Genomic DNA, 17,951 nt, shown 5'->3' with positions numbered 1-17,951 from the left:
GGCATCCATTGCGGCCGCTCATTGCGGCCACTCAGGCCGATGCATGCCCGTCGTCGCGCACCATCTTGTCGAGCTGGTCGATGATGGCGCCGGCGGTAATTTCCCCTTTGGCCTTGTGCAGGGCGCTGTATAGCGGGTCGCGCAGCGCCGCCAGTTCCGCCGGGCTGCCGGCCTTTTCCACCTTGACTTGCAGCAGGTAGCCGCGCAGGCCGAGGTGATGGCCGATGACATCCGTATAAAAGTGATAAAGCTGCTGGTACGTGCCGCCCGCGGGTTGCGGGGAGGCCGGCGCAGGCAAGGCGTCGTCCCATGACGGCGCATTGGCACCACGCATGCTGTGCATGGAGAACAGGCTGTCGGCCTTGGCATCGCCATGGCGATCCACGCTGGCGGGCGGGTTTGCGGGGCTGGTAGCCACTGCGGCAGGCTGTGGCGCATTCTCCGCGCGGATCAGGCCGGCAGCCAGCAGGGCGTCGATGCTCTCCGGCCCGACGCCCATGCCGCCGGTCTGGGCCAGCAGCTCGCTGCGCCGGCGCTCGCCATTGACGATCAGCAGCAAGGCGCGCAGCTTATGGTCCAGTTTGCGCGCGCGGGTGCGGATTTCGTCCTGGCCTTGCTCGGTCTTATGAAAAACCGGGTCGGTCATGTCTCGCTCCGTTGTTATAGGTCGAGCAGCACTGTGTGGTATACCGCACTTTGCGTGCCGATTATCGCCACGTTGTTTGTGGCTGCTGGCGCGCTGCAAAAAAACGAGTCGCTAAAGCGCACTACAATGTGATGCACCATAAAAGTAACAAAATTTGCACCCGCCTATTCACCCAACTGAAAACTGTGGCCATGCAACAACGAGACAAACTCTTTATCAACGGTAAGTGGGTTGCCCCGCACGGTACCGGCCTGATCAACGTCATCCACTCCACGACCGAAGCCGTCATGGGCCGCATCCCCGAGGGCCACGCACGCGACGCCGAGGATGCCATCCAGGCGGCGCGAGCCGCTTTCGACAGCTGGTCGGCCACGCCACCCAGCGTGCGCGCGGACTATATCCGCAAGATTGCCGAGGGCCTGAAGGCGCGCAGCGAGGAACTGGCGCAACTGATCGCTGGCGAAGTCGGCATGCCGATCAAGATGGCGCGCGCCATTCAGGTGGGCGGCCCGGTCTACAACTGGGCGCAGGCCGCCAAGCTGCTCGAGACCTTCGCGTTCGAGGAAGAAGTCGGCAATTCCCTGGTGGTGCGGGAGCCGGTGGGGGTGGTCGCGGCCATTACGCCGTGGAACTACCCGCTCAACCAGATCACGCTGAAAGTGGCGCCGGCGCTGGCTGCGGGCTGCACGGTGGTGCTCAAGCCGTCCGAAGTGGCGCCGCTCAATGCCTTCGTGCTGGCAGAAGTGATCGAAGCCGCCGGGCTGCCACCGGGCGTATTCAACCTGGTCACCGGCTACGGTCCGGTGGTTGGCGAGGTACTGGCCAGTCACCCGGAAGTCGACATGGTGTCGTTCACGGGTTCCACGCGCGCTGGCAAGCGGGTGTCCGAGCTGGGCGCGCAGAGCGTCAAGCGTGTGGCGCTGGAGCTGGGCGGCAAGTCTGCTTCGGTGATCCTGGACGACGCGGACCTGGCTGCCGCGGTCAAGGGTACCGTGGGCGCCTGTTTCCTCAACTCCGGGCAGACCTGCTCGGCGCATACCCGCATGCTGGTGCCGCGCGCGCGCTACGACGAGGTCAAGGCCATTGCCAAGAAGGTGGTCGAGGGCTATACCGTGGGCGACCCGTTGCTGGAAACCAGCCGCCTTGGCCCGCTGATCTCGGCCGCGCAGAAGGACCGCGTGACCGGCTATATCCAGCGCGGCATCAACGAAGGCGCCGAGCTGGTTGCAGGTGGCCCAGAGGCGCCCGAAGGGCTGGACAAGGGCTTCTTCGTCAAGCCGACGGTGCTGGGCAATGTCGATCCCAAGGCCACGGTGGCGCAGGAAGAGATCTTCGGCCCGGTGCTGTCGATCATCTGCTACGACACCGAGGAAGATGCCGTGCGCATCGCCAACGACAGCATCTACGGGCTGGGCGGCGGCGTGTGGTCGGGCGACGAGGCGCGCGCCATCCGCGTGGCGCGCCGGATCCGCACCGGCCAGGTCGACATCAACGGTGGCCCGTTCAACATGCAGGCGCCGTTTGGCGGCTACAAGCAGTCCGGCAACGGGCGTGAGGCCGGCAAATACGGGCTCGAGGAATTCCTCGAGTACAAGTCGCTGCAGATGAAGAAGCCGGCTGCCTGAGGCCGGCGGCTCGCGAGGAAAAATGCCCGGCTGGTCCGGGCATTTTTCATGGGTGGGTTCGCTGGCTCGATTCACGTTGGCTGCACGCATGATTCGGCGATAATGCCGGAGTGCCATTGACCGGAAAGCCGGACTGAGCGCGGACCTGCGCGCGGACCTGCGGACGGGGCAAGAGGCATGGGACCAAAAACATAAATAAAAGCGCGGGCGCGACACGCCACGCGGGGAGAGGGATCGATGCGTTGGTTGAAACGGCTGATCTGGCTGGTATTGACGCTGGCGGTGCTGCTGCTGGTCTGCGCGTTTGGCGCTTATGTCTGGTATCGCCAGGCATCGCAGCCGCAGACCGCGGGCACGCTGAAGCTGCCCGGCTTGCGCGAGAGCGTATCGATCGTCCGGGACCGCCATGCCGTGCCGCATATCAAGGCGGCCAACGCACAGGATGCCTACTTTGCGCTCGGCTTCGTCCATGCGCAGGATCGGCTGTGGCAGTTGCAGATGAGCAAGCGCATCGTGTCCGGCCGGCTGGCGGAAATCCTGGGACCGAGCGCGCTGGATACCGACCGTTTCCTGCGTACCTTGGGCGTGCGGCGCAACGCCGAAGCCATCCTGGCCCAATCCTCCGCCGAGACACGGGCCATGTTGCAGGCCTATGCCGAAGGCGTGAATGCCTATATCGATGGCCGCAAGGGGCCGTTGCCGCCGGAGTTCCTGATCTTGCGTACCCAGCCCGAGCGCTGGGAGCCGGCCGATACGCTGGCCTGGCAGACCATGATGGCGTGGGACCTGGGTGGCAACTGGACCCAGGAGACGTTGCGCATGCGGCTGGCGCAGGTGCTGCCCGTGTCGCGCATCAACGAGCTGCTGGCGCCTTATCCTGGCGAACGGCCGCTGCGCACCATGGACTACGGCAATCTCTACCGGCACCTGGCGCCGCTGGCCACGGCCATGGCGCGCGTCGAGCAGCAGGCGCCGGCAGGCTATGTGGAAGGCATGGGCTCGAACAACTGGGTGGTATCGGGCGCCCATACCCGTTCGGGCAAGCCGCTGCTGGCCAATGACCCGCACCTTGGGCTGCAGGCGCCGGCGCTGTGGTACTTTGCCCAGATGCAGGCTCCCGGGCTGGATGTCACGGGCGCCACGCTGCCCGGTATGCCGGGGGTGGTGCTCGGGCATAACCAGCGCATCGCCTGGGGCTTCACCAATACCGCGCCGGACGTGCAGGATCTCTATATCGAGCGCTTGCAGCCTGGCAGCACGCAGCGCTACCAGACGCCGGACGGCTGGGCTGAGTTCGTCACGCGCACCGAGACCATCCACGTCAAGGGCGCGCCCGACGTGACGCTGAACGTGCGCGAGACGCGCCACGGCCCGGTGATCTCGGATGTGGCCGAGCCGGTGGCGACCGCCGCGGCCCCGCTCGGCGCACAGTACGTGGTGGCCTTCCAGTGGACCGCGCTGCGTGCCGACGACCGGACCGTGCAGGCCGGGCTGGCGCTGAACCGCGCCACCGACTGGGCCAGCTTCCTGGCGGCGATGCGCGATTTCCATTCGCCGCAGCAGAATATCGTCTACGCCGATGTCGATGGCAACATCGGCTTTATCGCGCCGGGCCGCGTGCCGCTGCGCCGCGCCGACAATGACCTGAAGGGGCTGGCACCGGCCCCCGGCTGGGACGCGCGCTACGACTGGAGCGGCTTCATCCCCTTCGAGCAATTGCCGCGCAGCTTCAATCCCCCCGAGGGCGTGATCGCCACCGCCAACCAGAAGATCGTCGAGGACGACTACCCTTACTTCCTGACCAGCGAATGGACCGTCCCGTATCGCTACCAGCGCATCCGCACGCTGATCGACGCCACCGAGCGGCACACCATGGACAGTTTTGGCGCGATCCAGAAAGACACGCTCTCGCTCGCCGTGCGCGATGCCTTGCCGCTGCTGCTGGCATCTCCCATCGCCAGCGACCCGGCACTGCCGGAGCGCGAGCGCGCGCTGATCGCATCGCTGCGCAAATGGGATGGCGATATGCAGCCCAGGCTGTCCGAGCCGCTGGTCGCAACCGCATGGCTGCGCGAGCTGTCGCGCGTGCTGTTCGAGGACAAGGTCGGAGATCCGCTGTTCAACCGCCTGTGGGAGCAGCGCAACGTGCAGCAGCCCATGCTCAACGTATTGCGCAATCCGCGGGGGCAGGGCGCGTTCTGGTGCGACGACAGCACGACCCCGGCAACGGAGAGCTGCGACGATGCCATCGCCAAAGCCTGGCGCCTCGCCATTGCCGACCTGGACCGGCGCTACGGCGACAAGCCTGAGCGCTGGCGCTGGGGCCAGGCGCATGCGGCCCGCTCCGAGCACAAGCCGTTCGGCAAGCAGCCTTACCTGGCGGGTTTGTTCAACGTCAAGGTACCCAGTGGCGGCGACACCTATACGGTCAACGTGGGGCGCCACAACCTGCGCGACGAGGCGGCGCCGTTCGAGAGCGTGCACGCGGCCAGCCTGCGTGCCATCTACGACTTGTCAGACCTGGCCGAGTCGCGCTTCATGGATTCGACCGGGCAATCGGGCAACGTGACGTCGACCCATTACCGCGACTGGACCGACAAGTGGGCCGCGGTGCAGTACATCACCATGGCGCCGGGCCGCCGCGCGCCGGGCAACGAGGCCTTCGACACGCTGGTGTTGCAACCGGCCGGCAAGCGATGACCGAGGTGGCCATTCCCATTGATTGCGTGTTGCTGGGCACTGTGCGCCCGTTTGGGCCCAAGGGTGTGCCTAGCGGCATCGACAAGCAGGCGGTGGACGGGGCGGTGCGCGTCACCGTGCTGGGTTTGGCCGGAGACGGGCAGGGAGACCCCAAGCACCATGGCGGCCCCGAAAAGGCCATCCACCCCTACGCCTTCAATCACTATCCGGCCTGGCGCGAAGAACTTTCGCCGCTATCTACGCAGGCGGCCGAGGTCCTGGCACGGCCCGGCGCGTTTGGCGAGAACGTGAGCACTGCTGGCCTGACCGAGGCCGATGTCTGCATTGGCGATCGTTTTCGCCTGGGCAGGGCCTTGGTCGAGGTGTCGCAGGCACGCCAGCCATGCTGGAAGCTGAACCATCGCTTCGGGCACGCCGGCATGGCGCGCGCGGTCCAGCAAAGCCTGCGCACAGGCTGGTACTACCGGGTGCTGGAAGAGGGCGGCCTGGAGCGGGGCGACAGCCTGGTGCTAGTCGAGCGGCCGTATCCGGACTGGAGCTTGCAGCGGCTGCTGCACGTGCTCTATGTGGATCGGCTGGATGCGGGCGCCTTGTTCGCCATGGCGGCGCTGCCGGCATTGGCCGAGAACTGGCGCAAGCTGGCGCGCCAGCGGCTCGAGCGGCGGGAGGTGGAGGATATGGAGCGGCGGCTGGCAGGCGGTTGAGCCAAAGCCTGAGCCTGCCACCGTGGGCGGAAGTTTCGGCCCTGGCTCAGCCCTGGCGGAAGCGCTTGCCTTTGCCCTCGCGCGTGATGCGTTCCCACACGGCCAGTTTTTCCGCGTCGTCCATGAAGACCCAATTGCTGACTTCCATGGCGCTGCGCCCGCAACCCTGGCAGATCTCGTCGAACAAGGTCGAGCAGATGCCGATGCACGGGCTGTCCGGGCGGTCGAACAGGCTTTCGTCGCCGCGCGGTGAATTCGGTTGTGACTCCGGCTGTGACTCCGGCTGCCCATCGGTTTGCTGGGCGGATTGGCTGGGGTCTTGCGGGTTTGACGGCATGCGGCTGGGTGGCGGGGCGGATGGGCGCTCATTATAAACGGCTGGCTGCGCCGGCCCTGGCCGCCGGTTGATGACGCGGGAGGTAATTGAGCGGCGCCGCCGCAGCGCTTACGCTGGAGCCAGCCTGATCGTACCGGTCACCCCGAGGAGCCCATGATGCTGTCCCTGATTCCTGCCTTGTCCAGCGCCGCGAGCGCCGCCGCCACACCGGCTGTCGACCCCCGTATCCGCCATACCGTCGAGCAGGTGCTGATGGGCTCGCCCGTGGCCCGCGCCCTGGGCATCACGCTAGATGTGCTGGCGGTGGACCAGGTGGAATTGCAACTGCCGTTCCGGGCCGCCAACGTGACGGTCGGCGAGATCGTGCACGGCGGCGTGATCGCCACGCTGATCGACGTGGCGGGCGCGGCGGCGGCGGCTTCCGGCGCCGATGCCGGCAGCCTGCGCGGCGGCGCCACCAATTCGCTGAATATCCAGTATCTCGAAGCGGCCCGCGCGGCCAACCTGCGCGCGGTTGCCAGCGTGGTGCGGCGAGGGCGCCGCCAGGTGGTGACCGAGGTCTCGGTCTATGCCCAAGGGGAGAACCAGGTTGAACTGGTGGCCAAGGCCTTGATGAGCAGCACTTTGTTCCTGAGAGAGGGAACGGCCTGAATTGGCGCCGCCGCCACGCCGGCATCGGTCAGGATGCCGGCGGCTCGCACCGGATCAGAACTTGTGGCGAATGCCGAGCGTCGCGCCAAACTGGTTCGCGCCAGCCTGAACGTATGCACTGTCGGTCGCGCTGCTATTGTTGAAGCCGTTTACGCTCAGGTTCGAGTTGCCCTTGTTCTTGACGTAGGACAGGGAAGCGTAAAGGTCGGTGCGCTTGGACAAGGCGTAGTCCGCCGTGGCGACAAAGTCCCAAGGGTCGGCACCGCTATTGCGGAAGTCCTGGTAGTACGCGGCGCCCGTCAGCGAGAATGCCGGGGTCAGCTGGTAGGCCAGGCCTGCCCAGTACAGGTTCGACCCGCCGTTGGTGAGCTGGCCGCCGGGCAGCGAGGCGCCGTTGTAAGCCTTGGCCCAGCGGTAGCCCAGGAATGCCTTGGCAGCGCCCAGCGTGTACGAGCCAGCCGCGGTGGCACGGCGAATCATCTGCGCACTGGCGGCACCGGTGTTGTTCGCCTGGTCATAAGCCGCGCCCACCGCGAAGGGACCCGCCGCGTAGCTGGCCAGGAAGCTGTATTCGCGGCCGCTGGTGAATGCTCCCGCCACTTCGTTGCCATTGTTGGTGAAGCTATAGAGACCGGACACGGTCAGGCCGCCGAACGTGCCGATGTACTTGCCACTGTTGTCGGCGCGCGAGCCAAATTCCGGCGCGGTCGAGGTAATGCCATAGCGTGTCGAGATCGCCATCGGATCGTAGAGCAGGCCGAAGTCGAAGAACGGGGTCGTGTGGCGGCCCAGGGTGAACGTGCCGTACGGGCTCTGCAGGCCGACATAGGCTGCACGGCCGAAGAGGCGGCTACCTTGCCCCGACGAGCCGGTGTCGAAGTTCACGCCGCTTTCCAGTACAAAGATGCCCTTCAGGCCGCCGCCGATATCCTCGACGCCGCGCATGCCCCAACGCGAGCCGGACTGATTGCCCGAGGTCAAGCGATAAGCGTTGCCGCCGGGAGCGCCGGCGGCTGTCGCGGAGGATTTGTTCGTGTATTCGAGGCCGGCATCCGCCACGCCATACAGCGTCACGCTCGACTGAGCATTTGCGCCGCCAGCGGCCAGGGCAGCCATTGTGGCCGCAAGCAATTTCATTCTCATTTCAACGATCTCCTTTAAGGTTCTTGGATTTTTCGAGCACGGCTGGTCCCGTGCCGATGTTCTTGCACAATCGCGAGCACGCAATCCGTGCGCCGTGCCGGTGGGCGTGCATCCGCCAATCGCGGGCAGCACTTCGCCTGGGCCACGAACGCGCGTGCGTTCGGGCCCGGCAGGCTTGACGCGGCCTGTGTTTCGTCAGGTGTCAGGAGTGGAGTGCGGGGGAGCCGAGGTTGGCAGCCGCCGCGCCGGGCGCAGCGCGTTCACGCGCCATCAGGAAGACGATGGCGGCGGCGATCAGGTCGAACACTGCCAGCAGGACGAACAGCGGGCTGTAGCCGATATGCGTGACGGCGATGCCGAACAGCAGCGTGAACAGGGTCGCGCCCAGGTAGCCGCTCATGCCGGCCAGGCCGGTGGCTGTCGCCACTTCGTTCTTGCCGAACGCGTCGGACGTGATCGAGTAGAGCGCGCCCGACAAGGTCTGGTGGGCGAAGCCGCCGACGCACAACAGCGCGATGGCGCTGTATGGGCTGTCCACCAGGCCAACACAGGCCGGACCGATCATCGCCAGGCAGCCGACCAGCATGACCAGCTTGCGCGAGGTAAACAGCGACACCTTGAGGTGCTTGTGGAACCACGGGCTGAGATAGCCCCCCAGCACGCAGCCGATGTCGGCGGCAAGGAAGGGCAGCCATGCGAACATCGCGATCTCCTTGATGTTCATATGGCGCTCGGTTGCCATGTAAAGCGGAATCCAGGCGTTGAAGGTTTGCCAGGCCGGCTCCGACAGGAAACGGGGAATCGCGATCGACCAGAAATTCCGGCTGCGCATGATCTCGAGCCAGCTTGCCTTGGCCACGTTGGCATCCTTGTGCTGCGCCTCCTGGCCGGCAAGGATGTATTCGCGTTCCTGGTCCGACAGGCGCTGCTGATTCTTCGGATGCTTGTAGCAAAGCATCCACAGTACGGTCCATGCGACGCCCAGCGCGCCGACGATGATGAAGGCCCGTTGCCAGCCGCCGTTCAGGATTGTCCACACGACCAGCGGCGGGGCGCACAGCGCGCCGATCGACGAGCCAATGTTGAACCAGCCGATGGCGATCGAGCGTTCCTTGGCGGGGAACCATTCCGTCGTTGCCTTTACGCCACCGGGGATGCCGGCGGCTTCGGCCAGGCCAAGCAAGCCGCGAAAGAACGCCAGGCCTTGCCAGCCTGAGGCCAATGCGGCGGCGGCGCATGCCAGCGACCACGCCAGCGCAAAGATGCCAAAGCCGATTTTGGTGCCGATGGCGTCCAGTACCAGGCCGGCGACCGGCTGCATCATGGCGTAGCAGACCTGCCAGGCCACGACCACATAGGAGTACTGCTGGGTCGTCATATGCAGCTCCGACATCATCGTCGGTGCGGCAACGGATAGCGTATTGCGCGCCAGGTAGTTGACGATCAGGCCCATCGTGACCAGGCTGACCATCCACCAGCGCATGCCCTTTATGTGTTTCATCATGTCTCCTTGTATTTATGGATTCGCGGCAAAGCCGTGTGCCGCTCTACGTCGTTCTCGATCCTGGCTGGCCCCAGGGCCAATCCACGCGGGTCAGGCGGCCAAAGCAAGCGGCCATTGATCCTCGGCGTGGGGCATCGGTTGGAAATCAAGCCTCTTGGCTTACGCGCTACCTGCGCGCGCCGCCATGCCGCTGTGCCTCTGGCGTGAAATCGATGCTCGCAAAACTGCCGCCCTGGTACTGGCGGCCGATGGCATCGAGCGGGTTCGGGCCGGCGAGAATCTCTTCGGCGAAATCTTCGGCATTCTGTTTGGGCTGGTAGTGCAGGCGCGCCGCGCCAGCGTTGTTCCAGCAGCTGCGCGCATTGGCGGAGACGCCCCACACGACGAGGAAGCCAAGGTCAGGAACCGCGATGCTCTGCTCGATGAGATGCACGAGATCTTCGTGTCCGAGCCAGGTACTCAGATGCCGAAACTCTTGCGGTCTTTCCACGCAGCTGCCGATGCGCACGCAGACGCTCTCGATGCCGTGCTTGTCCCAGTAAAGACGGGCGAGCCCTTCGCCCCACATCTTGCTCAAGCCGTAAAAGCCATCCGGGCGAAACGCGCAGTCGGTCGAGAGTTGTTGGTCCACCGGATACATGCCGATCGCGTGATTGGAGCTCGCGAACACGATGCGGCCGACTTTCTGGCGCCGCGCGCCCTCATAGACTTCAACGAGCGCCCGCAGGTTGTTGTCGATGATCTCCGGCAGGGGGCGCTCGACACTCGTTCCAGCCATGTGAATCAGCACGTCGACACCGTCCAGCAGGCGGTCGACCACGGCCGGGTCGCGCAAGTCGCCACGCATTACCTCTTCGCCCTCGGCGACCGGCGCGAGTGACTGCGAGTTGCCCGACGAACGCAGGTCATAGCCTCGCGCCAGCAGGGCGGTCCGCAGCACGGTGCCCAACTGGCCACCGGCGCCGCTTAATGCAATCTTGGTCACGATATGAAAACTCCGTCTTGTTTGGTTTGTTTGTTTGGTTTGGCCTGGCGTATGGAGCGCTCGTGCTCTGATCCCGTGGAGAGTGCCAGTTGAACCGGCCTCTCAATCATTCATGGGACGTCATACAACATGGATTGAGTTTATTTGTCCGACAAGCGCATTCAAAGTAGGACAACTTTCTTAGGATTTCAAAGGCTTGTCAACGATAACGATCTGGAAATCGGGTTTACCCCGGGATGAAGATGGCTTAATGGCCATATTTCAAAAGTGAATTGGCGTGCCGAACTGTTGATGGACCACGCATGCGGTATGTTAGTCTGACAGCTTGCGCAACAACCCATACGCCGGCCAACCGGCGGAGCAGCAGGAGCAAGGTGTGGACGAATTGGTATTGACGGCAACCGACAGCACCAGTCTTTCGGAGCAGGTTTGCAAGCTGATCATCGGAGCGATCCTGCGGGGAGAGTTTTCCGCGGACCAGAAGCTACCGACGGAAGCCGATCTGGCCAGCCGTTATGCGGTATCCCGGACAACCGTACGCGAGGCGCTGTCGCGCTTGCGATCCGAAGGCATCGTGGTCTCGCGGCGGGGATCCGGAAGCTATATCCAGCGCATGCCGGTACGCGGGCAGCCGGTCACTCCCCAGATCTCCAGCATCGCCGACATCGAGCACTACTATGCATTTCGCCTTTGTGTGGAAGTCGGCGTGGCTGAGATTTCAGCGCAGATGCGCACCGATGCGGACATCGACGCCATTCGCGCCGCCTATGCCGCGCTGGACCGCACGCAGGACAGCGAGATGTCGGGCGTGGAGGAGGATCTGCAGTTGCATCTGGCCATTGCGCGGGCATCTCACAATCCTTTCTTCGTGCCCACGGTCGAGCATGCGCTCGGCCCGATTCGCCAGTGCATGGAACTGGCCCGTAACCTGGGGCAGACGCGCAATCCCACGCGCTTCGAGCAGGTCCAGGCCGAGCATCTGGCGATCATCGAGGCTATCGTGCAGCGGTCACCGACTCAAGCCTCGATCGCGATGCGCCGGCATATCGAGAATGCAAGGCGTCGAATCTTCGAGGGTGCCTGATTCATCGTCGTGAGCCGGCGCGGGTCCTGTCCAGGTGCGGTAGGGCGGTACCGCCCCAGGCTTGGGCACGCGCTTGCTCAAAGTTGTATGGCAACTTTGCCTAAGTCCAATTGCTTGACCGTCTTTCGTAGGCGCTGTCACGACACATGATGCTTTAGCACCAATCTCACGTGGCGGACCGGTACAAATGAGTTCGCGATACGCTTTGTGTTGTAGGACGTCATGCGTCTCGGGCTTGGGGATGCCGTACTGATCGCGCAGGCCGTATCAGCCGGGCTGGCCTAGGGCGATGTTCCGCGGCTCGGCGTCGAGTTGTCGCGCTAGCTCATCCACCGCGCGCCGGATTGGCTGGCCGCTCCTGGCCACTTTGGCAAGCGTCAGTGCCCCTTGCCAGCCGCAGATCACCAGGCCGGCGAGCTCGGTGGCGCGCACCCATGGGATCCCCCGCACCGCGAAGGCATCGGCCAGCACGGCTTCCCATGCGGCAAAGGCCGCATTGCCCGCTGCCGCCACGCCCTCGGCTTCCGGGGCGATTTCCAGCAGGATGGTGGAGATCGGGCAGCCGTCACGATAGTCGGACTGGGCCATCCAGCCGGCCATCAAGACGCCATAGGCCCGCACGATCGCCCCCGGCGAGTCGTGCTCCGCGCATAGCTGCGTGAGCGTCGCACGCACCAGTTCGCCGGCGTACACGATGACTTCCTCGGCGATTTGCTCCTTACCTTTCGGGAAGTAGTGGTAGAGCGAGCCTTTTGGCGCACCGCTCAGTGCAACGATGTCATTGGTGCCGCTGGCGGCGTAGCCATACCGGCGAAAGAGCACGGCGGCGGCGCGGACGATCTTGTCGCGATGTTTGGCTTGAGCGGCCATGTGATGAAGTCCTCGGTCGTTGGAGGGGTTGATATCCTCCTGGAATTATATAGACTGGTCTACATTAAAAATAGTGGTTGAACCATCACAGCCTCAACGATACGACCAGGAGACACCACAATGACCAGCGCCGCGGCCGAACATGCCGACCTTCCCGCCGACCTTCCGGCCGGCTTCGCGCCACATTTCCGCCATAGTCCGCTGACCGATCCCTGGGAGCCGCTGTACTCGAGGCGCTCGGACCAGGCCATCGTGCTGGCGGTGAAGCTAGCCCAGGCCCACACCAACGCACGCGGATTTGCCCATGGCGGGCTGATCACGGCCCTGGCGGACAACGCCATGGGGCTGTCGTGCGGCATGCAATTTACCGAGCCGCGCAGCCTGGTCACCGTGAACCTGTCGATCGACTTCCTCAATGTCGCAAGGATCGGGCAGTGGCTGATGTTCGAAACGTCATTCACCAAGGTCGGCGGCACGCTGTGCTTTGCCCAGGCTTTCGTCACCGCCGACGGCGTGGCTTGCGCCAGGGCCAACGCGACGTTCCGGGCCATGCAGTGAGTTTTTTCCGTGGATCTCAATCAGGCAGGGTAATGCAATGACAGCAGATACGAGCAGCACTAACGCGACCACCAATGCGACCGCCAGCGCAACCACCAACGGCGCCTATTCGCTGGACACGGTCAAGCGTGTCAACCAGACCGCCGCATTCAACCGGTGGCTGGGCTTCGAGGTGATCAGCGCGCAGGGCGGGGCAGCGGAACTGCGCATGGCATGGCACGAGCAAGCCACGCAATACGCGGGATTTCTCCATGCGGGCGTGATCGGCGCCCTGGTCGATACCGCCTGTGGATTCGCGGCCACGACGGTAGGGGGGCCGGTGATGGCTTCCCACTATTCGGTGAACTGCATGGCGCCGGCCGTAGGGCAGGCGTTCGTGGCGCGGGCCAGCGTGACCAAGGCAGGCAAGCGGCAGGTGTTTGCCAGGGCGGAAGTGTTCGCGGAGCAGACCGGCGGCGAGCTTCGGCTGGTGGCCTCGGGCGAGGTTATCTTCGTGCCTGTCGAGCCACAGACCGCCAAGCCACCTGCGCCGCACGATTGAGATCCCTGGCTCGACATCATTAGTGCAATTAACGGCCAGCTATTTTCGCCCTACGACCCAACCGGTGCCGCCTCATGGGATACCGCAATTTGACCCACGTCCGGCTTCGGCAAGCCAGGCAAGCCTGCAGGGCGAGAGGTAAGGCTTGAATGGAAAATGGCAGTCCGCTCGCTACGCGACCGGACTGCCATTCGAGCGGCGCGGACAGGGCGGGAGAGGCTGCTCCACTCTGGCGATCGTTGCAGATAGCGGCAGCATCGGGATAGTCCCGGTGGCGGGCGCAATCAATCCAGCGCGAAACCCATGCCGCCACGTCAGCGTGCCTCAGAACGCGTCGCCGGGCACGCGCACCCATCCTTCCATCAGCACCCGGGCGCTGCGGCTCATGATGGCCTTGGTCACGGTCCATTCGCCGTCGACCTGGCTAGCTTGCGCGCCCACCCGCAAGGTGCCCGAGGGATGGCCGAAGCGCACTGCGTTGCGTTCGCCACCGCCGGCAGCCAGGTTCACCAGTGTGCCGGTGATCGCCGCCGCGGTGCCGATGGCGACCGCGGCCGTGCCCATCATGGCGTGATGCAGCTTGCCCATGGACAAGGCGCGCACGAGCAGGTCGACGTCGCCGGCGGCAACCTGTTTGCCGCTGGAGGCCACGTAGTCGGCCGGCTTGGCGACAAAGGCGACCTTCGGCGTGTGCTGCCGGGTGGCGGCCTCATCGATATGTTTGATCAGGCCCATGCGCACCGCGCCGTGGGCGCGAATGGTCTCGAACATCGCCAGCGCCTTGGGGTCGCCGTTGATGGCGTCCTGCAGCTCGGTGCCTTTGTAGCCGATGGATTCCGCGTCCAGGAAGATGGTCGGAATGCCCGCATTGATCATGGTGGCCTTCAGCGTGCCAACGCCGGGAACCTCGAGATCGTCGATCAGGTTTCCGGTGGGGAACATGGCGCCGCCGGCGCCGTCTTCCTCGGCTGCGGGATCCATGAACTCGAGCTGGACTTCGGCTGCGGGGAAGGTCACGCCGTCCAGCTCGAAGTCACCGGTTTCCTGCACGGCGCCATTGGTGATGGGTACGTGCCCGATGATGGTCTTGCCGATATTGGCCTGCCAGATGCGCACGATGGCCACGCCGTTGTGCGGGATGCGGCTGGGGTCGACCAGGCCGGCACTGATGGCGAATGGGCCGACGGCGGCGGAGAGGTTGCCGCAGTTGCCGCTCCAGTCGACAAACGGCTGGTCGATCGATACCTGGCCGAACAGGTAGTCGACGTCGTGATCGGGCTTGCTGCTTTTTGAGAGGATGACGGTCTTGCTGGTGCTGGAGGTAGCGGCACCCATGCCGTCGATCTGCTTGCCATAGGGATCGGGGCTGCCGATGACGCGCATCAGCAGCGCGTCGCGGGCGGCGCCCGGCACCTGCGCGGCTTCGGGCAGATCCTGCAGGCGGAAGAACACGCCTTTGCTGGTCCCACCACGGATGTAGGTGGCGGGGATCTTGATCTGGGGTACGTGGGCCATGGAAAATTCGTCCTGATGAAAGCGGGCGGTACGTCGCCATACCGCCCGAACACGTTGCTGGTCGATGCGCCTGCGCGCGCTTACGCAGCGGCCTTCGACGATTCGAGGAAGTCCTGCGCGAAGCGCTGCAGCACGCCGCCGGCTTCGTAGATCGACACTTCTTCCGCCGTATCGAGGCGGCAGGTCACCGGCACTTCCACGCGCTCGCCGTTCTTGCGATGAATCACCAGGGTGAGGTCGCAGCGCGGCGTGCGTTCGCCGATCACGTCGTAGGTCTCGGTGCCGTCGATGCCCAGCGTGGTGCGGTTGACACCAGGCTTGAACTCCAGCGGCAGCACGCCCATGCCGACCAGGTTGGTGCGGTGGATGCGCTCGAAGCCTTCGGCCACGATCGCTTCCACGCCGGCCAGGCGCACGCCCTTGGCGGCCCAGTCGCGCGAGGAGCCCTGGCCGTAGTCGGCGCCGGCCACAACGATCAGCGGCTGCTTGCGGGCCATGTAGGTCTCGATGGCTTCCCACATGCGGGTAACCTTGCCCTCTGGCTCGATGCGGGCAAGCGAGCCCGGCTTGACCTTGCCGTCCACCACCACCATTTCGTTCTTCAGGGTGGGGTTGGCAAAGGTAGCGCGCTGCGCCGTCAGGTGGTCGCCGCGGTGGGTCGCGTAGGAGTTGAAGTCTTCCTCCGGCAGGCCCATCTTGGCCAGGTACTCGCCGGCTGCGCTATCGAGCATGATGGCGTTGGACGGCGACAGGTGGTCGGTGGTGATGTTGTCGCCCAGCACGGCCAGGGGCCGCATGCCGGTGAGCGCGCGTTCACCAGCCAATGCGCCTTCCCAGTAGGGCGGGCGGCGGATGTAGGTGCTCATCTCGCGCCAGTCGTACAGCGGGTTGGCCTTTTCGCCGGTGTCTGCGGTCACGGCGAACATCGGCTCGTAGACCTTGCGGAACTGCGCTGGCTTCACGCTGGCGGCAACCACCGCGTCGATCTCTTCGTCGGACGGCCAGATGTCCTTCAGCGTCACCGGCTTGCCGTCGGCGTCGGTGCCCAGCACGTCCTTTTCGATATCGAAGCGGATGGTGCCGGCAATGGCGTAGGCCACCACCAGCGGCGGCGAGGCCAGGAAGGCCTGCTTGGCATACGGATGGATGCGGCCGTCGAAGTTGCGGTTGCCGGACAGCACGGCGGTGGCGTACAGGTCGCGCTCCACGACTTCCTTCTGGATCACCGGGTCCAGCGCACCGGACATGCCGTTGCAGGAGGTGCAGGCATAAGCCACCACGCCAAAGCCCAGCTGCTCCAGTTCCGGCAGCAGGTTGGCTTCTTCCAGGTAGAGCGTCACCGCCTTGGACCCCGGCGCCAGCGAGCTCTTCACCCACGGCTTGCGGGTGAGGCCGAGCTTGTTGGCGTTGCGCGCCAGTAGCCCGGCGGCCACCATGTTGCGCGGGTTGTTGGTGTTGGTGCAACTGGTGACGGCGGCGATGATCACCGCACCGTCCGGCATCAGGCCGGGCTCGTTCTCGACCTTGCCGCTGATGCCGCGCGCGGCCAGCTCGGAGGTGGGCACGCGCTTGTGCGGGTTGGACGGGCCGGCGATGTTGCGCACCACGGTGGACAGGTCGAACCTGAGCACGCGCGGGTACTCGGCCTGTTTCAGGCTGTCCGCCCAGAGGCCGGTTTCCTTGGCATACGTTTCCACCAGCTTGACCAGCGCATCGTCGCGGCCGGTGAGCTTGAGGTACTTGATGGTCTGCTCATCGATGTAGAACATCGCGGCAGTGGAGCCAAACTCCGGCGCCATGTTGGAGATGGTGGCGCGGTCGCCCAGCGTCAGGTGGGTGGTGCCTTCGCCGAAGAACTCGAGGTAGGACGACACGACCTTTTCCTTGCGCAGGAATTCGGTCAGGGCCAGCACGGTGTCCGTCGCGGTGATGCCCGGCTGCGGCCTGCCGGTCAGCTCCACGCCGATGATGTCCGGCAGGCGCATCCAGGACGCGCGGCCCAGCATCACGCTTTCGGCTTCCAGGCCGCCCACGCCGATGGCGATCACGCCCAGCGCGTCCACCATGGGGGTGTGGGAGTCGGTGCCGACCAGCGTATCGGGGAAGGCCACGCCGTCTTTCACCTGCACCACCGGGCTCATGCGCTCGAGGTTGATCTGGTGCAGGATGCCGTTGCCCGGCGGAATCACGTCGACGTTCTTGAAGGCCTTCTTGGTCCAGTTGATGAAGTCGAAGCGGTCTTCGTTGCGGCGGTCTTCGATGGCGCGGTTCTTCGCGAACGCATCGGGATCGAAACCGCCGCACTCGACGGCCAGCGAGTGGTCCACCACCAGCTGTGTCGGCACGACCGGGTTGACCATGACCGGGTCGCCGCCCTGGGCAGCAACGGCATCGCGCAGCCCGGCGAGATCGACCAGCGCGGTCTGGCCCAGGATGTCATGGCAGACCACGCGCGCCGGGAACCAGGGGAAATCCAGTTCCTGCTTGCGTTCGATGATCTGCTTGAGGGAATCGGTCAGCGTAGCCGGGTCGCAGCGGCGCACGAGGTTCTCGGCCAGCACGCGCGACGTGTACGGCAGCTTGTCATACGCGCCCGGCTGGATGGCGTCGACCGCGGCACGCGTGTCGAAGAAGTCCAGCTGGGTGCCGGGCAGCGGTTTGCGGTTTGCAGTGTTCATTTTTTAGGGACGAAAGAGAGTAACGATCAGGGGGTAGTGGCCCAGCTTTGCGGCCAACTACCCCCTTCTCCCACGGGCGGTACAGGGGAGCAAACCGGCAGCCGGCTAGATTACTTGCGATCCTTGATCGGCACGAACTTCAGGTTTTCCGGCCCGGTGTAATTGGCGCTGGGGCGGATGATCTTGTTGTCGATGCGTTGCTCGATGATATGCGCAGCCCAGCCCGAGGTGCGCGCGATCACGAACAGCGGGGTGAACATGGCGGTGGGCACGCCCATCATGTGATAGCTCACCGCGCTGAACCAGTCCAGGTTGGGGAACATCTTCTTGGCGTCCCACATGGTGGTTTCCAGGCGCTCGGCGATGTCGAACATCTTCATCGAGCCGGCATCCTTGGACAGGCGCCGCGC

16 protein-coding genes are annotated in these 17,951 nt (G+C 64.9%); 7 read left to right on the top strand and 9 right to left on the bottom strand.

Features of this window, described 5'->3' with window-relative positions:
• Nucleotides 1-31: 31 nt before the first annotated feature.
• Nucleotides 32-646, bottom strand: coding sequence for a hypothetical protein (locus A9975_RS01890; RefSeq protein ID WP_183031159.1), 615 nt, complete (start codon nt 644-646; stop codon nt 32-34).
• Nucleotides 647-837: 191 nt separating this feature from the next.
• Between A9975_RS01890 and A9975_RS01885 the strand changes: the two genes are divergently transcribed.
• The 3 genes from A9975_RS01885 (at nt 838) to A9975_RS01875 (ending at nt 5,675) form a co-directional block, all read left to right on the top strand.
• Nucleotides 838-2,271: an aldehyde dehydrogenase family protein gene (locus A9975_RS01885; protein WP_183031158.1), complete on the top strand. Its 1,434-nt coding sequence runs from the start codon at nt 838-840 to the stop codon at nt 2,269-2,271.
• Nucleotides 2,272-2,508: 237 nt separating this feature from the next.
• On the top strand, nt 2,509-4,971 hold the full coding sequence (locus A9975_RS01880) for a penicillin acylase family protein (protein WP_183031157.1): 2,463 nt from the start codon (nt 2,509-2,511) through the stop codon (nt 4,969-4,971).
• A complete protein-coding gene (locus A9975_RS01875) occupies nt 4,968-5,675 on the top strand; it encodes an MOSC domain-containing protein (protein ID WP_183031156.1) in 708 nt (235 codons plus the stop codon). Before A9975_RS01880 ends, A9975_RS01875 begins: the two co-directional genes overlap by 4 nt.
• 46 nt (nt 5,676-5,721) lie before the next feature.
• Here the strand turns inward: A9975_RS01875 and A9975_RS38480 are convergent, their stop codons facing one another.
• On the bottom strand, nt 5,722-6,012 hold the full coding sequence (locus A9975_RS38480) for a DUF1289 domain-containing protein (RefSeq protein WP_370563684.1): 291 nt from the start codon (nt 6,010-6,012) through the stop codon (nt 5,722-5,724).
• 156 nt (nt 6,013-6,168) lie between these two features.
• Here A9975_RS38480 and A9975_RS01865 point away from each other — a divergent pair, with 156 nt between their 5' ends.
• A complete protein-coding gene (locus tag A9975_RS01865; RefSeq protein WP_183031338.1) occupies nt 6,169-6,663 on the top strand; it encodes a PaaI family thioesterase in 495 nt (164 codons plus the stop codon).
• Between the two features lie 54 nt (nt 6,664-6,717).
• Here A9975_RS01865 and A9975_RS01860 read toward each other — a convergent pair whose 3' ends face one another.
• From A9975_RS01860 to A9975_RS01850, 3 genes are all read right to left on the bottom strand, one after another.
• A complete protein-coding gene (locus A9975_RS01860) occupies nt 6,718-7,806 on the bottom strand; it encodes a porin (protein ID WP_183031155.1) in 1,089 nt (362 codons plus the stop codon).
• 202 nt (nt 7,807-8,008) lie between these two features.
• Complete coding sequence (locus A9975_RS01855) at nt 8,009-9,307, bottom strand: MFS transporter (RefSeq protein WP_183031337.1); 1,299 nt, start codon at nt 9,305-9,307, stop codon at nt 8,009-8,011.
• 169 nt (nt 9,308-9,476) lie between these two features.
• Complete coding sequence (locus tag A9975_RS01850; RefSeq protein ID WP_183031154.1) at nt 9,477-10,295, bottom strand: NAD(P)-dependent oxidoreductase; 819 nt, start codon at nt 10,293-10,295, stop codon at nt 9,477-9,479.
• Between the two features lie 376 nt (nt 10,296-10,671).
• Here A9975_RS01850 and A9975_RS01845 point away from each other — a divergent pair, with 376 nt between their 5' ends.
• Nucleotides 10,672-11,379: a FadR/GntR family transcriptional regulator gene (locus A9975_RS01845; RefSeq protein ID WP_370563681.1), complete on the top strand. Its 708-nt coding sequence runs from the start codon at nt 10,672-10,674 to the stop codon at nt 11,377-11,379.
• A 267-nt stretch (nt 11,380-11,646) separates the two neighbouring features.
• Here A9975_RS01845 and A9975_RS01840 read toward each other — a convergent pair whose 3' ends face one another.
• Complete coding sequence (locus tag A9975_RS01840) at nt 11,647-12,249, bottom strand: TetR/AcrR family transcriptional regulator (protein ID WP_183031153.1); 603 nt, start codon at nt 12,247-12,249, stop codon at nt 11,647-11,649.
• A gap of 120 nt (nt 12,250-12,369) precedes the next feature.
• Here A9975_RS01840 and A9975_RS01835 point away from each other — a divergent pair, with 120 nt between their 5' ends.
• A complete protein-coding gene (locus tag A9975_RS01835; protein ID WP_183031152.1) occupies nt 12,370-12,807 on the top strand; it encodes a PaaI family thioesterase in 438 nt (145 codons plus the stop codon).
• Nucleotides 12,808-12,844: 37 nt separating this feature from the next.
• Nucleotides 12,845-13,348: a PaaI family thioesterase gene (locus A9975_RS01830; RefSeq protein WP_183031151.1), complete on the top strand. Its 504-nt coding sequence runs from the start codon at nt 12,845-12,847 to the stop codon at nt 13,346-13,348.
• A gap of 324 nt (nt 13,349-13,672) precedes the next feature.
• Here A9975_RS01830 and prpF read toward each other — a convergent pair whose 3' ends face one another.
• From prpF to A9975_RS01815, 3 genes are all read right to left on the bottom strand, one after another.
• On the bottom strand, nt 13,673-14,863 hold the full coding sequence (gene prpF, locus A9975_RS01825) for a 2-methylaconitate cis-trans isomerase PrpF (protein ID WP_183031150.1): 1,191 nt from the start codon (nt 14,861-14,863) through the stop codon (nt 13,673-13,675).
• Nucleotides 14,864-14,943: 80 nt separating this feature from the next.
• Nucleotides 14,944-17,541, bottom strand: coding sequence for a Fe/S-dependent 2-methylisocitrate dehydratase AcnD (gene acnD / locus A9975_RS01820; protein ID WP_183031149.1), 2,598 nt, complete (start codon nt 17,539-17,541; stop codon nt 14,944-14,946).
• Between the two features lie 110 nt (nt 17,542-17,651).
• A partial coding sequence (locus tag A9975_RS01815) for a citrate/2-methylcitrate synthase (RefSeq protein WP_304523837.1) occupies nt 17,652-17,951 on the bottom strand: 300 nt, incomplete at its 5' end.

Source organism: Cupriavidus sp. UME77 (genome assembly GCF_014170355.1).
Lineage (GTDB): Bacteria > Pseudomonadota > Gammaproteobacteria > Burkholderiales > Burkholderiaceae > Cupriavidus > Cupriavidus basilensis.
The sequence above is the reverse complement of the archived record's forward strand: the minus strand, read 5'-3'. Positions and strand labels throughout refer to the sequence as shown.

Bases quoted from the DNA above. Each gene is read 5' to 3' on its own strand.
- A9975_RS38480 (WP_370563684.1), bottom strand. From the start codon at position 6,012: ATGCCGTCAAACCCGCAAGACCCCAGCCAATCCGCCCAGCAAACCGAT.
- prpF (WP_183031150.1), bottom strand. From the start codon at position 14,863: ATGGCCCACGTACCCCAGATCAAGATCCCCGCCACCTACATCCGTGGT.
- A9975_RS01890 (WP_183031159.1), bottom strand. From the start codon at position 646: ATGACCGACCCGGTTTTTCATAAGACCGAGCAAGGCCAGGACGAAATC.
- A9975_RS01885 (WP_183031158.1), top strand. From the start codon at position 838: ATGCAACAACGAGACAAACTCTTTATCAACGGTAAGTGGGTTGCCCCG.
- A9975_RS01865 (WP_183031338.1), top strand. From the start codon at position 6,169: ATGCTGTCCCTGATTCCTGCCTTGTCCAGCGCCGCGAGCGCCGCCGCC.
- acnD (WP_183031149.1), bottom strand. From the start codon at position 17,541: ATGAACACTGCAAACCGCAAACCGCTGCCCGGCACCCAGCTGGACTTC.
- A9975_RS01875 (WP_183031156.1), top strand. From the start codon at position 4,968: ATGACCGAGGTGGCCATTCCCATTGATTGCGTGTTGCTGGGCACTGTG.
- A9975_RS01840 (WP_183031153.1), bottom strand. From the start codon at position 12,249: ATGGCCGCTCAAGCCAAACATCGCGACAAGATCGTCCGCGCCGCCGCC.
- A9975_RS01855 (WP_183031337.1), bottom strand. From the start codon at position 9,307: ATGAAACACATAAAGGGCATGCGCTGGTGGATGGTCAGCCTGGTCACG.
- A9975_RS01835 (WP_183031152.1), top strand. From the start codon at position 12,370: ATGACCAGCGCCGCGGCCGAACATGCCGACCTTCCCGCCGACCTTCCG.
- A9975_RS01880 (WP_183031157.1), top strand. From the start codon at position 2,509: ATGCGTTGGTTGAAACGGCTGATCTGGCTGGTATTGACGCTGGCGGTG.
- A9975_RS01860 (WP_183031155.1), bottom strand. From the start codon at position 7,806: ATGAGAATGAAATTGCTTGCGGCCACAATGGCTGCCCTGGCCGCTGGC.
- A9975_RS01830 (WP_183031151.1), top strand. From the start codon at position 12,845: ATGACAGCAGATACGAGCAGCACTAACGCGACCACCAATGCGACCGCC.